Raw genomic sequence first — 14,927 nt, forward strand, 5'->3', positions numbered from 1 at the left:
TCATTGCACCCTACGGTACGGGTCACTGGCTGGCCGGATGTCGATGCTGTTTGGCTCAACGTCCGTCGCCACTGGGCATGCTCAGGGTTATTTGACCCGCATCAGGCGATGGCGGATGTCACCCAGCTCGAACTGGATCACCTGAGATCGCTGCATGGCATCGACCCGCTGCAGCATGTCGGCGTTGTACTGCTTGCGCCGCATCCACTGCATCGGCTCCTCGAAGCTGCCTTCATTGACGATAAAGGTATCCGTGTAGGTGTCGTTCACTATGCTGACCACCCAGATGCGCTGCTGAAACTCCGAGAGTTCGGCAAAGAGTGCGGCCCCGCGAGCTGCGAGCCAGCGCCCTGCCCGAGTGATGCTGTTTTTACTGTCGACGAGCCGGTTTGCCATAACTGATAGGGTTGGATAAGAAAACGGTTGGGCATCCTAGCATCCAGAGGGATGGGGCACCAAGCAGCGGGAGGGGTAGCCCTCCCCTCGGGATTACGATCCCCTCTCCCCTTGCGGGAAAACGGTAGGGTGCAATAAGCGTGTAGGGTCGATTAGCGAAGCGTAATCGTCCGCGGCAACAGTCCCCTCTCCCCTTGCGGGAGAGGGCTAGGGTGAGGGGTCGGTAACATCATTGCATAGCGGAATATCGCCACCCTAAATGGCACGGCTTCGCCATGCAGGACACGAGGACTACGTCCTCTACGGGGTTTCGCCGCCGCTGCGCGGCTTGGCGAGTGACTTTGGAAAGACCCAAAGTCACCAAAGGTCTAATCCCCCACTTGTTCGCCCTCCTACGTCGGGTTTCCTCGGTTCACCCGTTTGTCCGACGGCACGCGCCGATGGGCCATCCCTGGCCCAGCGGCGCTCGCTCGGCATCCTGCCTCGCGGCCTGGACATACGGGCCCACCTCGGCGAACAACAGGGGGCAAAACCCAGCCCGCAACCCCGAGACCAGTTAATAGTTCCTTGTTTATTCGTGGAATAGCCTGACATTAAAGGTTTGATAATAGCTTCAAGCCTTAATTAATATTAATCACAGAGTATTAAGCAATTCCCATAAAATAATTGAGCTTATATCAACCGCATATTTCAACCTGATGGCAAATCATATTTGCCTTCAATAAACACCACTAAGTTTCACACAATCCACCAACATCTCCCCCTAATAAAAAGGAATTGTAAATGGCCAGCAATAAATACCCTCGTGGTTCTGAGTGGCGAAAATGGGACTTGCATATTCATACGCCAGCATCATTTCATTGGGATGGGAAAAAATTCAATTTAGATGAAAACTCACCTGATAACATTAAACTTATCGACGAAATGATAAGTGCCTTAAATTCAGCTGAGCCATCCGTTTTTGCTATCATGGACTATTGGACGTTTGATGGTTGGTTTGCCTTAAAAAAGCGGCTAGCCCAACCTGATGCTCCACGCCTTCATAAGACAGTTTTCCCAGGAATTGAATTACGTTTGGTTGCACCGATGGAGGGGAGATTGAATGCTCACGTTTTATTTTCCAACGAAGTTGACGACCAAGTTTTACTTGACTTTCGCGCAGAACTTAAGATTGCACTAATTAACCGCTCCTTATCAGATCATTCTTTAAAATTTTTAGCTCGTTATGTCGGAGAGGATTTACTTAAAACAAAAGGTTTCAAAAAAATGATATAGATACAGATGATAAAAAGGCACTTGAAGCCGGTTCAACAATTGCTGAAATAACTTGTGACAGCTACAAAACTGCAATCCGTAAAGTACCTGACAATATGGCATTAGGCTTCATGCCATTTAATACAAATGATGGTTTAGCCAATGTAAAATGGCAAGAGCATTACTCTTATGTCCTAGAGCTATTTGATACATCTCCAATATTCGAGACTCGCTCACCTGATCTTTGGGCTGCATTTGCTGGTGTAGTAACAGACACAAATAAGGGATGGATTCGTGACTTCCAGCGCGCACTAGGAAACGTCCCTAGGCTGGCAGTTTCAGGTAGTGATGCCCATAGATTTACCAGTGCATCTGTCAGCAATGATAATAGGGGGTATGGTGACTATCCATCAGGGAAAGCTACATGGATAAAGGCAAATCCAACGTTTGAAGGATTAAGGCAAGCTATCAGGGAACCTGCAAAACGTTCTTTTATAGGAACAACCCCCCCCAAACGACAACTGGTAAGTGATAACAGAAGTTTATTCATTGAAAAACTAGTAGTAAACAAGACACCTTCCTCGCCAAATACAGATAGCTGGCTTGACAATACAGAGCTACACCTCAACCACGACTTGGTCGCAATCATTGGAAATAAAGGAAGTGGTAAGAGTGCACTGGCAGACATTATTGCATTATTAGGCAATTCTAAACAAAGCCACCATTTCTCTTTCTTAAAAGAGAATAGATTTAGAGGAAAAACAGGTGAACCCGCAAGTCACTTCAATGCAAAGGTAATATGGGGGGATGATGAAGAATTAACAAAAAATCTAAATGATAATCCAGCGACCGAAAATGTAGAACTGGTGAAATACATTCCCCAAGGGCATTTTGAAGAGTTGTGTAATGCACACGTCTCAGGCCAATCAAATGCATTCGAGAAAGAATTAAGAGCAGTAATATTCTCACATGCAGATGAATCTATACGTTTAGGTGCTCATGATTTCGAGGATCTCATCGAAAAACAAGAACGTTCTCTTCGTAGCCAACTTGAAAGTTATCGAAGTGAAATGCATAAGCTAAATGAACAAATTGCATTCGTTGAAAGTCAGATGACCGATGAAGCACGAAAAACATTAGATGAATTATTAGCCCAGAAACAAAGATTACTTGATGAGCTCATAAAAGCTAAACCAGAAGAGATTCCTGAGCCAGCAACTGAATTAACATCTGAACAGCAGCAAGTATCTGAACAACTGACAACCATCAACCAAGAACTCGAAGAGTTGCAACGACACCAAGAACTAACTCAAGAGGAATTAATAAAAATAGCAGCAACGAGGAAAGCGTGTGAGAAAATAAAAACTGGCTTTGAAATTATTGAACATGCTGTCAACCAATTCTCTGTTGAGTTTGCTGCAGATGCCAAACTTCTTGGTTTAGATATAGAAACACTACTAAGGCTGGAAATTAATCGCAAGGCGATTTCTGATTTCGAAGTAGTTAATCATTCCCGTGAGATTGAACTAAAACAAAGTCAAGAGTCACTAAGCACTAGGAAAACATCTCTCATAGAGCAAAAGATACCGTTGAGCAAGCAATTAAATGCACCACAGCAAGCATACCAGTCTTATAAAGAAAGTCTTAAACTATGGGAAGAGAAAAAATATACTTTGGTAGGTTCTAAAGATGAGCCAGATAGCCTTGATGGCGTTAAGCATAGAAAAACTAAGCTTGAACAATTACCACACCAGAGAGACGAACTGCATAATAAACGACTATCTTTAACCAGACATATATTTGGGGTTTTATATAAACAAAAAAATAACCGGGAAGATCTATTTAAACCTGTGCAATCGCTTATTCAGAATAATTCATTGATTCGTGATGAGTATAAATTACAATTTAAGGCTGAGTTAAACAGCACGACTGATCTAATTTCCAGCAAGTTATTCTCTATCGTCAAACAAGCATCGGGAGAGTTTAGAGGAGAGATTGAAAGCTTATCCGTCATTAAAGAGCTAATTGATCGGCATGATCTTAACATCGAAGAGTCTTTAATCAGCTTTGTTCAAGAATTGCATAAAAAATTAGAGGATTCATCGAAGAACCCAGTTGGTATCACTTCATTATTGCGCAAAGACCGAACCTCCAATGAAGTTTATGATCTTATCTTTGGCTTAGAGTACCTTGAGCCGAGGTATACCTTAATGTTCCAAGATGCTCAAATAGGACAATTATCTCCTGGGCAAAGAGGGGCTCTTTTGTTAATTTTTTATCTGCTTGTAGATAAAGGAAACTCTCCGATTATTCTAGATCAACCAGAGGAAAACTTGGATAACGAAACAATTGTAAGTTTACTTGTTCCTGTGCTGACCGAAGCAAAACAAAAGCGGCAAATTATTATGGTTACACACAATCCAAACCTTGCTGTCGTTTGTGATGCTGAACAGATTATTCACTGTGAGTTTGATCGCTCAAACGGGCATAAGATTACATACATCCCTGGTGCAATTGAATGCAACATAATAAAGAATAAAGTCGTTAATGTACTTGAAGGGACAATGCCCGCCTTCGATAACCGTCGGATGAAGTACATGTAAATCGCCAAGCCGCGCAGCGGCGGCGAAACCCTGTCGAGGGCAGTGCCCTCGCGTCCTGCATGGCGAAGCCATGCCATTAAGGCGTTGGACGACATTCAGCCGAGGAATAACGTTAGCCCCCCTCACCCTAACCCTCTCCCGCGAGGGGAGAGGGGATAGGGGATAGGGGATAGGGGATAGGGGATAGGGGATCAGACCGAAGGATGCCGAGGCTTCGGCAGGCCACAAACAAAAACCGCAGCCCAAGGGCTGCGGTTTTTTTATTGGGTCAAGCTGTTGGCAGCAACAGGACAACCGGCCTTAGGCACGGCGCCAGCTGGTCTTGCCGGCGCTGTCTTCCAGCACTATACCCATCTCGGTGAGACGGTTGCGGGCGGCGTCGGCAGCGGCCCAGTTCTTGTCGGCACGGGCCTGGTTGCGCTGGGCGATCAGTTGCTCGATCTCGGCCACTTCGTCATCCGCTTCGTCACCCTTGAGGAAGGCGTCCGGATCCTGTTGCAGGATACCGAGCACGGCGCCCAGTTCGCGCAGACGGGCACCGAGGCCAGCGGCAACGGTGATATCTTCCGCTTTCTGGCGGTTGATCTCGCGCACCAAATCGAACAGGGCGGAGTAGGCTTCCGGGGTGTTGAAGTCGTCATCCATCGCTTCTTTAAAGCGAGCCACCTGCTCGTCGCCACCGGCAGCAGCGGCCACCGGCAGGTCGCGCAGGGCGGTGTACATCCGCTCCAGCGCGGCGCGGGCTTGCTTCAAGTTATCTTCCGAGTAGTTGAGCTGGCTGCGGTAGTGGCCAGACATCAGGAAGTAACGGACGGTTTCGGCGTCGTAGTGGGCCAAGACGTCGCGGATGGTGAAGAAGTTGCCAAGGGATTTGGACATCTTCTCTTTATCCACCATTACCATGCCGCTGTGCATCCAGGTGTTGACGTAGTCGCCACCGTGGGCGCAGCAGGACTGGGCGATCTCGTTCTCGTGGTGCGGGAACTGCAGATCGGAGCCGCCGCCGTGGATGTCGAAGTGGTTGCCAAGGTGCTTGGAGTTCATGGCAGAGCACTCGATGTGCCAGCCAGGACGGCCCGGGCCCCAGGGGCTTTCCCAGGTCGGCTCGCCCGGCTTGGACATCTTCCACAGCACGAAGTCGAGGGGGTTGCGCTTGGCATCGACCACGTCAACGCGGGCACCAGCTTGCAGCTGCTCCAGATCCTGCCCGGAGAGCTTGCCGTAGTCGGCGTAGGATTCGACGATAAACATGACGTCACCGTTATCGGCCACGTAGGCGTGATCCTTGGCGAGCAGGCTCTCCACCAGTTCGATGATCTCTTCGATGTGCTGGGTGGCGCGCGGTTCGATATCCGGGCGCACCATGCCGAGGGCGTCGAAGTCGGCGTGCATGTCGCCGATCAAGCGCTCGGTGAGGTCATCACAGGTGACGCGGGTTTCAGCGGCGCGCTTGATGATCTTGTCATCCACGTCGGTGATGTTGCGCACGTAGTTGAGCTGGTAGCCGCTATAACGCAGGTAGCGCGCGACCACATCAAAGGAGACGAAGGTGCGGCCATGGCCGATATGACAGTGATCGTAGATGGTGACGCCACACACATACATGCCCACCTTGCCCGGGTGGATAGGTTTGAATTGTTCTTTTTGACGAGTGAGTGTGTTGTATATCTTCAGCATCTTCTAGCCACTGCCTGTGAGTAAAATGGTTGGTCATAATACCCCGTTCAATGGCAGAAAACGAGCCAGATCCCGCCTGCTATCACTGTGCTGGCGCCAAACATACTCTTTACAGGGCTCATCGCCGGGGTATCTGCATGGCGATGCGAAGGAGTAAGTGAAGGACTGTGAAGGGCTATGCCCGCCGCCGCTGATGGGCTAGAATTGCCACCACTTTATGCCATACCCCCTGCTCGCGCATTTTTTGCGCAAAAGAATCAAAGGACAACTCATGGTTACTCTGCACACCAATCACGGCGACATCACCCTGACCCTGAATGCTGAAAAAGCCCCGGAAACCGTGGCCAACTTCCTGCAATACTGCCGTGACGGTCACTACGACAACACCATCTTCCACCGCGTCATCGACGGCTTCATGATCCAGGGCGGCGGCTATGCTCCTGGCTTTGATGAGAAAGATACCCGCCCATCGATCAAGAACGAAGCGGCCAATGGCCTCTCCAACAAGGTTGGCACCATCGCCATGGCCCGCACCAGCGAGCCGCACTCTGCCAGCGCCCAGTTCTTCATCAACGTGAACAACAACGACTTCCTCGATTTCAAATCTGCCACCACTCAGGGCTTCGGCTACTGCGTATTCGGTGAAGTGACCGCAGGTATGGACGTGGTCAACAAGATCAAGGGCGTCAAGACCGGCAACTACGGCCGTATGCATCAAGACGTCCCGAGCGAAGATGTAGTGATCACCAAGGTGACCCTTGCTGACTGATCTTTGCCAACTCGGCACGGATGAAACTGCGGCCCCGGCCGCAGTTTTTCCATCTGCGTCCCCAACTGCCAGCCCGAACTGGCGCCGCCTCGACTATCTGGCCCACGGCAACCCGCGCCAACGCTCGGCCCATGCCCTGCTGACAGCAGGTTTGTGGGATGAGCTTGCGGCGCACTGCACCGATATGGCGCTGGTCAGCACGCTTGCCATCGGCCTCGATCGGCCGGGCAGCGATCTCGATATTCTCTGCCAACATCCTGATCCGGCGGCGTTTGCTGCAAGCCTTGCCGCGCTCCCGAACTCCCTGCATCTAAACGCCGCACTCCTAACCAAGGAGCGCTGGCAAGCAAGCGACAAGGGCGACAATGTCTGGCTGCTGGAGCGCACCTTTCCCAGTTGCGACAAGTGCGCAGCTGATCAAAACGGCGCCAGCTGGCCAGTGGAGCTGTACGTCACCCCCGCCCCCATCGAGACGCAACATGGCTGGCGCCACCTCACCCTGATGGCTGCCCTGCTGCAACGCTTTGGCGAGCCTTTCTATCGGGAGGTGCGGCGCCTGCGTCTTGATGAAGGATTAAAAGGGGAAGCGGCGATGTGCACCTTGCTCGGTCTGGCTGGCGACCCTTATCAAACGTTGCTGACCCTTGAAGGAAAAGACCTGGCGACCGTGATCTGGCAAACTAACCCCGCTTGTTCACTGCCCGTGGCCCGGCAGGCTAGCGCGCCTGTGAGCCCACCGGTGGCTCAACTCGACCCGGCGGCCCGCCCACGCACCGCACCCTACTTCGCCACCGGTTGCCCTCAACCGACCACTACAGAGAACCCTAATCCCCTATCATGAGCACTCTTTTTATCAGTGACATTCATCTGTGTGCCCAGCGGCCCGATATGACCGCCGCACTGGTGCGCTTTCTTGAGCACGACGCCGTGGGCGCCGATGCCCTCTATGTGCTGGGGGATCTGTTCGAATTCTGGATTGGCGATGATGATCCCAATGCGCTGCATCACCAGGTGGCGGCAGCCTTGTTGGCACTGAGCCAACAGAATGTGCCCATCTATTTTATCCACGGTAACCGCGACTTTATGCTGGGCCAGCAGTTTGCCAAGCAGGCGGGCATGACCCTGCTGGGGGACCCTTGCATCATCGACCTCTATGGCGAACGGGTACTGCTCAGTCACGGCGATCTGCTCTGCACCCGGGATGAGGGATATCAAAAGTATCGCCGCATCACTCAGCTCAAGTGGCTGCGCTGGCTGTTCTTGCGGTTGCCACTGACCCGCCGTCAGGCCATCGCCCACAAGATCCGTGGCCAAAGCCGGATGGAGAAAACCGTCAAACGCCAGACCATCATGGATGTCACCCCGGCCGCCGTCGACGAGATGCTGCGCGCCCACCACTGCCGGGTGATGATCCACGGCCACACCCACAGACCCGCCATCCACGACTTCACCCTCGACGGTCAACCTGCCCGCCGCATCGTGCTGGGGGACTGGTTCGAACAAGGCTCGGTGCTGGTCTGCCACCCCGGCGAGCAGCACCTCGAAGTGCGGGCGCTGCCAGAGGGCTGATACCGCCTCGGCCCCGCCTTGCCCGATCACACGGGCGAGCAACTCACGGCTGCGCCCTGCCGTTCACACCTCGCGGTTCACAAGGTAGTGTTCACAACCCACGGTTCGCGCCATATCAGGCGCGAACCGTGGCTGCAATTAGCCGTGGCCGCTCACATAACCGCAAGTAGCGGCCCCTTATCCGCAGCCGGGCAAGGGTTGTGTGACCCCCGTCACCCTGCGCCTTGCCGATATAGAGGATGATGCGCCCAGGCAGAAACTTCTTTCTCGCCAACTATTTCAATAAGTTGAGGTTTGCATGCCTGACACTAACGCCATCGCTCATCCCCTTGATGCCAAGAAGCTCAACATCAACGACCCCTATGAGATGAAGCTGTGGATCAAGACCTTCGAGTGCACCGAGGTCCAGTTGAAACGGGCAGTGAAAGCGGTCGGCACCACTGGCAAGGCCATCAGAAAACACCTCAAGAAGTAACAGCATCACCCCGCCACTGACCAGGCCCCGCTCACGGGGCTTTTGTTTTTTGGCTTTTGCGCTGGCCTGCCAGCGACCCCAGTTTGGCCGCACACATACCGCCTTTAAACCGATCACAACCGGCAGCAGAGCCCGGATAAGCAAGGCTCGCGGTGGCCGCCGTCCGACAGCTTGTGACCAGCCTGCGCCGTCCGGCCCTTCGCATCCGGGCATCCCTACCTATAATGCGGGCTCAAACACAAAGAGAGGATTAATCCATGGGCTTTATCAGCTGGATCGTATTGGGACTGTTAGTGGGTATTCTGGCGAAGTGGATCATGCCGGGCCGTGATGGCGGTGGCTTCTTCATGACCGCCCTGCTGGGGATTGTCGGCGCCATGGTTGGCGGCTATGTGGGTACATTGCTGGGGCTGGGCTCGGTGACCGGTTTCAATATCCCGAGCATCGCGCTGGCGACCGTGGGCGCCCTTATCGTCCTGTTTGTCTTCAACAAGATCCGCAGCTGACCCCCAACGCCAGCTATGTGTAGATAAACAGGGCACCGTGAGGTGCCCTCGGTTTTTTCATCACCCTCACGATTTTGCCAGCGGCAAGATCAGCCTGACCAGCAAGCCCCCCAGCTGGGTGGCTGGCAGCAGCACCACCTCGCCGTGGTGGTAATTCGCAATGTCGCGCACCAGCGCCAGACCCAGTCCGGCCCCCGGCTGTTCACTGCCCTGCTCGAGGCGCTGGAACGGCTGCCAGACCCGCTCCGCCAGCTCGGGGGCGATGCCGGGGCCGCTATCTTCCACCTCCAGCCAGATCTGCTTGTGGCCGCGCACCACCCGCGCCGTCACAGTGCCGTGGGGCGGGGTGTATTTGATGGCGTTGTCGAGCAGGTTGGCGCACAGCTCCCCCAGCAGCAGCGGCTCCCCCGCCACCATGACTACCGATTCCTCCCCCTCGAAACCGAGATCGATCCCCTTGCTGCGGGCCTGCGCCAGCCGTGACAGACAGGCCTGCTGCACCAGCGCCACCAGCGGGGTCAGTTCGCGCTGACGCAGCCCCGAGCACTCATCCGATTTCAGTCGCGCCAGCAGCAGGAGCCGCTCGGTCAGGGCAATGGTGTGATCGAGTCGCACTGCCATGGCATCGAGACTCTCGCTCATCAGTGCCGGATCGCCGCTGCTGCGGGCCACCTCAACCTGGGTTTTCAGGATGGTGAGCGGAGTGCGCAGCTGATGGGCGGCATCGGCACTGAAGCGCTCCTGCCGGGCCACCAGCTGCCGCAATCGGGCCAGCTGGCGATTGAACGCCTGCACCAGCGGTCGGGTCTCCTGCCACGGGAGCAGGTCGGGCAAGGGGGCGAGATTGGCGGCATCGCGGCGCAAGATCTCCCGCGACAGGCGACGCATCGGGGTCAGCAGCCCCTTGAGCAACAGATAAGCGAGCAGCAGGGTGAGCACCACCAGCGCCCCCTCAGTCAGCAGGGCCGACCAGAGCAGTTGCTCCGCCAGTTGCTGGCGGCCGAGCAGGGTTTCCGCCACCGTGATGCGGGCCATGCCGTTGACGCCCCCCTCGCCCACCGGTTGCAGCAGCATCACGGCGCGGATCGGCGCCTCCTGATAAAGGCCGTCGTAGAAGTAGGCGAGCGCCGGATAGCGGTCGGTCAGCGGCGTGTCGACCGGCACTGGGGGCAAATCGTCAAAGCCGGAGATGACCCGATCGTCGATGCCGCGCACCTGATAGAAGAGGCGATCGCGCATGTTGCGCTCGAAGCTGTCGAGCACCACGTAGGGCACATCCACCTTGAGACTGCCCTCGGCCGCCGTCAGTCGCTCAGCGACGGTGCGGGCCGAGGCGAGCAGGGTGCGATCATAGGCCGAAGTAGCCGCCGCCAGCGCGCCGTAGTAGCTGTACCAGGCCGAAGCGGCCCAAAGGATCAGCAAGGGGCCCCCCAGAAACAGCAGCAGTTGATGGAGCAGGGAGCGACTAATGGGAGGCCTCCGACGCTGCTTCCAGCAGATAGCCCAGCCCGCGCAGGGTGGTGATCACCACCCCGCTGCCCACCAGCTTTTTGCGCAGCCGGTGGATATAGAGATCGATGCTGTCGAGCCCCGCCTCGTCATCGAGGTTGAACACCTGCTCGAACAGCTGCCCCTTGGCGACCGGCCGCCCGTGGCGGTACATCAGCGCCGTCAGCAACGCCTGCTCCCGCGGGGTCAGGGCCAGCCGGGCATCGGCCAGCAGAAAATAGCCGTCGGGGTGCAGGGTCAGTTGCCCCAGTCGCAACTCGGCACCGCCGCTTTCACTGCGCCGCAGCAGTGCCCGCAGCCGCGCATCCAGCTCCCCCAGATCGAACGGCTTGGCCAGATAGTCATCGGCACCGGCATTGAGGCCGCAGATCCGCTCCTCCACCGCGCCGCGGGCGGTGAGCAGCAGCACCGGCAGCCCCTGCCCCCGGCTGCGCAACCGGCCGAGTACCGCCAGTCCGTCCAGCTTGGGCATCTCGATATCGAGCACCGCCAGCGCGTATTGTTCGTGGCGCAGCAGGTGGTCAGCCTGAGCGCCGTCAGCCACCCAATCCACCGCGAAACCGGCGGTGGTGAGTGCCCGCGACAGCCAGTGGGCCAGTTCGTGATTGTCTTCTGCCAACAGCAAGCGCATCCCTTTCCCCTTGTTCTTAACCACAGCATTCAACCGCAGTGCTTCAACTGCATCCCTTCACCACCGCCTGAGCGGGACAAGGTGTGATCAGGGTCACACTCCCGCCTCTTGGTCAGTGATTGAAAGGTAAATGAAAGGTTGTTGTTTTAACAATTGCGCATCACTTCGTCTATCGACGGAGTCACACCAAGAAAAAACAACGACAAGATGGAGCACACAACCATGAAGCAACGCACACGTCATGCCCTCGCCCTGCTAACCCTGCTCGGCACCCTGCCGCTGCAGGCAGCCGAGAGTGCCGCGACCCCGAACCGTACCGAATGCATCGCCCCGGCCAAACCGGGCGGTGGTTTCGATCTCACCTGCAAGCTGCTGCAGGTGAGCCTGCAGGAGACCGGCACCATCGACAAACCGATGCGGGTCACCTATATGCCGGGCGGGGTCGGCGCCGTGGCCTACAACGCCATCGTGGCCCAGCGTCCTGCCGAGGCGGGTACCGTGGTCGCCTTCTCCGGCGGCTCCCTGCTCAACCTCTCCCAGGGCAAGTTTGGTCGTTACGGGGTGGACGATGTGCGCTGGCTGGCGGCGGTGGGCACCGATTACGGCATGATCGCGGTGCGCCACGATTCCCCCTATCAGAACCTCAAGGAGCTGGTGAGCGCCATGGAGCGCGACCCCAACAGTGTGGTGATCGGGGCGGGCGCCTCCATCGGCAGTCAGGACTGGATGAAGACGGCGCTGCTGGCCAAACAGGCCGGGGTTGACCCTCACAAGATGCGCTACGTCGCCTTTGAAGGGGGTGGCGAACCGGTCACCGCGCTGCTTGGCAACCATGTGCAGGCGGTCTCTGGCGATTTGAGCGAGATGGTGCCCTATATCGGCGGCGACAAGCTGCGGGTGCTGGCGGTGTTCTCTGCCGAGCGCCTGCCCGGCAAGCTGGCCACCATCCCCACCGCCAAGGAGCAGGGTTATGATCTGGTGTGGCCGGTGATCCGCGGCTTCTATGTCGGCCCCAAGGTGAGCGACAGCGAATACCAGTGGTGGAAGCAGACCTTCGACCAGCTGGTGAAAACCGATACCTTCAAGGCACAGCGGGAGCTGCGCGGTCTGTTCGAGTTTGACCTCACCGGCGAGGCCCTCGACAGCTACGTCAAGGAGCAGGTAGCGCAATATCGCGAGCAGGCCAAAGCCTTCGGTCTGGCCAAATAGGAGCCGTAGCCATGAGCGATCGCATCTTTGCCGCCATCTGGCTGCTGCTCTGTCTGGCAGGCGCCGCCATCGCCTGGCAGATCCAGAGCGAATACAGCTATGAGCCGCTGGGGCCGCGCCCCTTCCCGCTCGGCATCATCGGCCTGATGGCGCTGTGCGCCCTGTTGCTGCTACGCCGCCAGCCGGACACCGTCACCTGGCCGCCGCTGCGTACCCTGCGCCACCTCGCCATCATGGTGGTGGCGCTGGCCGGGTACGGTGCCAGCTTCGAGTGGCTGGGCTTTCCCCTGGCCACCACCCTGCTCACCTTTGTACTGGGGCGCCTGTTTGGCGCCTCTGCCAAAGCCGCCCTGCTCTCCGGCGTCGTCGGCGGTCTGGTGCTCTATCTCGCCTTCGACCGGCTGCTGGATGTCACCCTGCCCCTCGGCGTCTGGTTCTCTTAAGGAGTCAATATGGATACCTGGATGTACCTATCCCAGGGCTTTGCGGTGGCACTCACCCCGGAGAATCTGGTGATCGCCCTGATCGGCTGCTTTGTCGGCACCGTGGTCGGCCTGCTGCCGGGCCTTGGCCCCATCAACGGGGTCGCTATCCTGTTGCCGCTGGCCTTTGCCCTCAAGCTCCCCCCCGAATCGGCGCTCATTCTGCTCGCCACCGTCTATATCGGTTGCGAGTATGGCGGGCGGATCTCCTCGATCCTGCTCAACGTGCCGGGGGATGCCGCCGCCATCATGACGGCGCTGGATGGCTACCCCATGGCCCAGCAGGGCAAGGCGGGAGTAGCTCTCTCCATCTCGGCGGTCAGCTCCTTTGTCGGCTCCATGCTCGCCATCGGGGGGATCATCCTGTTCGCCCCGGCGCTGGCGCGCTGGTCCCTAGCCTTCGGCCCGGCGGAGTATTTCGCCCTGATGGTGTTCGCCATCGCCTGCCTCGGCAGCATGATGAGCCAGAACCCGCTCAAATCCTTTATGGCGGCACTGATTGGGCTCGGGCTCGCCACCGTCGGGGTGGATGCCAACACCGGCGTCTATCGCTTCACCTTCGACAGCGTTCACCTTTCGGACGGGGTGCAGTTTATCGTGGTGGTGATCGGCCTCTTCTCGGTGAGCGAAATCCTGCTGATGCTGGAGCACACCAGTGGTGGCGGCAAGCTGGTGCGCACCACCGGGCGGATGCTGTTCAACTTCAAGGAGCTGGTCCATTGCACCGGCACCATGCTGCGCTCCTCCACCATCGGCTTCTTCGTCGGCATTCTGCCCGGCGCCGGTGCCACCATCGCCAGTGCCATCACCTACATGACCGAGAAGCGGCTGGCGGGGCCGAATGCCAAATTCGGCGAGGGGGACATTCGCGGCGTGGCCGCACCGGAGGCGGCTAACAACGCGTCGGCCTGCGGCTCCTTTATCCCCATGCTGACCCTGGGTGTGCCGGGTTCGGGCACCACGGCGGTGATGATGGGGGCGCTGACCCTCTACAACATCACCCCGGGCCCCACCATGTTCACCGAACAGCCCGATGTGGTGTGGGGACTGATCGCCGCCCTCCTGGTGGCCAACGTCATGCTGCTGGTGATGAACATCCCCATGGTGGGCATTTTCACCCGCATGCTCTCCATCCCGCTCTGGTTTTTGGTGCCCGCCATCGCCAGTGTCTCGGCAGTGGGGGTCTATGCGGTGCACAGCACCACCTTCGACCTGCTGCTGATGGTGGGCCTCGGGATCTTTGGCTACCTGCTGCGCAAGATGCACTTCCCCATGTCACCGCTCATTCTGGGCTTTGTGCTAGGTGAAATGCTGGAGCAGAACCTGCGCCGCGCCCTCTCCATCAGCAATGGCGACACCGCCATCCTGTGGAACAGCGGCATCAGCCAGACCCTGCTGGTACTGGCCATCGTAGTAATCACCCTGCCCCCGCTGGTACGCCTGCTGCGCCGCCGCAAAGCCGACCCGCTGATCCCGGACGCACGCCCGGAGCAGGGATCCTGACCCGATAAGACAGAGATGACGGGTCTATTGATAAACAAGGGCGAGATCTGAACGATCTCGCCCTTTCTAACAGACCAGATCCATATGTCACCACCTGAATAAAACGCCCACTATATGCCTCCCAGTTCCCTAGACACCTCAAGAGCCTAAAACTGAGGTCATTCAGGGGGTGTTATGAGCAAGCCGCAACGTGACAAGGAAGAATTCAAACTGGCCGCGGTATCCCTGGTACTTGACCTGTATTTCACTGAGTCATGGGCTGGGCAAGCCTGATACTAAGCTGGTAAATAAAAGCCGGAGGCTCTACCGGACTAAACCTGTGTGGATCAAATGTGGACTCTGAG

14 protein-coding genes are annotated in these 14,927 nt (G+C 56.8%); 10 read left to right on the forward strand and 4 right to left on the reverse strand.

Going from position 1 to position 14,927, the window contains the following annotated elements; all coding sequences use genetic code 11:
• Positions 1-87: 87 nt before the first annotated feature.
• Entirely contained in the window at positions 88-396 is a 309-nt protein-coding gene (locus CK911_RS09245; protein WP_098969723.1) for a hypothetical protein, read from the reverse strand.
• Positions 397-1,179: 783 nt separating this feature from the next.
• Here CK911_RS09245 and CK911_RS21430 point away from each other — a divergent pair.
• Both CK911_RS21430 and CK911_RS09250 read left to right on the forward strand, forming a co-directional pair.
• Positions 1,180-1,671, forward strand: coding sequence for a hypothetical protein (locus CK911_RS21430; RefSeq protein ID WP_216640704.1), 492 nt, complete (start codon positions 1,180-1,182; stop codon positions 1,669-1,671).
• Positions 1,668-4,253: a TrlF family AAA-like ATPase gene (locus tag CK911_RS09250; protein WP_367576400.1), complete on the forward strand. Its 2,586-nt coding sequence runs from the start codon at positions 1,668-1,670 to the stop codon at positions 4,251-4,253. The genes CK911_RS21430 and CK911_RS09250 overlap by 4 nt, the downstream gene beginning before the upstream one ends.
• Positions 4,254-4,553: 300 nt before the next feature.
• On the opposite strand, the gene cysS is transcribed toward CK911_RS09250, so the two are convergent.
• A complete protein-coding gene (gene cysS / locus CK911_RS09255; RefSeq protein WP_098969724.1) occupies positions 4,554-5,930 on the reverse strand; it encodes a cysteine--tRNA ligase in 1,377 nt (458 codons plus the stop codon).
• A gap of 271 nt (positions 5,931-6,201) precedes the next feature.
• Between cysS and CK911_RS09260 the strand changes: the two genes are divergently transcribed.
• From CK911_RS09260 to CK911_RS09280, 5 genes are all read left to right on the forward strand, one after another.
• Positions 6,202-6,699, forward strand: coding sequence for a peptidylprolyl isomerase (locus CK911_RS09260; RefSeq protein WP_042018948.1), 498 nt, complete (start codon positions 6,202-6,204; stop codon positions 6,697-6,699).
• Positions 6,689-7,540: a DUF4269 domain-containing protein gene (locus tag CK911_RS09265; RefSeq protein ID WP_098969725.1), complete on the forward strand. Its 852-nt coding sequence runs from the start codon at positions 6,689-6,691 to the stop codon at positions 7,538-7,540. The genes CK911_RS09260 and CK911_RS09265 overlap by 11 nt, the downstream gene beginning before the upstream one ends.
• Complete coding sequence (lpxH, locus tag CK911_RS09270; RefSeq protein ID WP_042018947.1) at positions 7,537-8,268, forward strand: UDP-2,3-diacylglucosamine diphosphatase; 732 nt, start codon at positions 7,537-7,539, stop codon at positions 8,266-8,268. Before CK911_RS09265 ends, lpxH begins: the two co-directional genes overlap by 4 nt.
• A 298-nt stretch (positions 8,269-8,566) precedes the next feature.
• Positions 8,567-8,743: a DUF3606 domain-containing protein gene (locus CK911_RS09275; RefSeq protein ID WP_082186713.1), complete on the forward strand. Its 177-nt coding sequence runs from the start codon at positions 8,567-8,569 to the stop codon at positions 8,741-8,743.
• A 257-nt stretch (positions 8,744-9,000) separates the two neighbouring features.
• Complete coding sequence (locus tag CK911_RS09280; protein WP_005350930.1) at positions 9,001-9,249, forward strand: GlsB/YeaQ/YmgE family stress response membrane protein; 249 nt, start codon at positions 9,001-9,003, stop codon at positions 9,247-9,249.
• Between the two features lie 66 nt (positions 9,250-9,315).
• Here CK911_RS09280 and CK911_RS09285 read toward each other — a convergent pair whose 3' ends face one another.
• Both CK911_RS09285 and tctD read right to left on the reverse strand, forming a co-directional pair.
• Positions 9,316-10,671 (reverse strand): sensor histidine kinase, encoded by a 1,356-nt coding sequence (locus CK911_RS09285; protein ID WP_098969726.1) that lies wholly within the window; start codon positions 10,669-10,671, stop codon positions 9,316-9,318.
• A gap of 43 nt (positions 10,672-10,714) precedes the next feature.
• Complete coding sequence (gene tctD, locus CK911_RS09290; protein ID WP_098969727.1) at positions 10,715-11,389, reverse strand: transcriptional regulator TctD; 675 nt, start codon at positions 11,387-11,389, stop codon at positions 10,715-10,717.
• A 222-nt stretch (positions 11,390-11,611) separates the two neighbouring features.
• On the opposite strand from tctD, the gene CK911_RS09295 reads away from it, so the two are divergent.
• Genes CK911_RS09295 through CK911_RS09305 form a run of 3 tightly spaced genes read left to right on the forward strand, consistent with a single transcriptional unit; the run spans position 11,612 to position 14,583 of the window.
• Positions 11,612-12,598, forward strand: coding sequence for a tripartite tricarboxylate transporter substrate binding protein (locus CK911_RS09295; RefSeq protein ID WP_098969728.1), 987 nt, complete (start codon positions 11,612-11,614; stop codon positions 12,596-12,598).
• 11 nt (positions 12,599-12,609) lie between these two features.
• On the forward strand, positions 12,610-13,041 hold the full coding sequence (locus CK911_RS09300; protein ID WP_042082375.1) for a tripartite tricarboxylate transporter TctB family protein: 432 nt from the start codon (positions 12,610-12,612) through the stop codon (positions 13,039-13,041).
• Positions 13,042-13,050: 9 nt separating this feature from the next.
• Positions 13,051-14,583 carry a tripartite tricarboxylate transporter permease gene (locus CK911_RS09305; RefSeq protein WP_098969729.1) on the forward strand — a complete coding sequence of 511 codons (1,533 nt, stop codon included), beginning with the start codon at positions 13,051-13,053 and terminating at the stop codon, positions 14,581-14,583.
• Positions 14,584-14,927: the final 344 nt, after the last annotated feature.

Source organism: Aeromonas sp. CU5 (genome assembly GCF_002586745.1).
GTDB classification, from domain to species: Bacteria; Pseudomonadota; Gammaproteobacteria; order Enterobacterales; family Aeromonadaceae; genus Aeromonas; species Aeromonas sobria.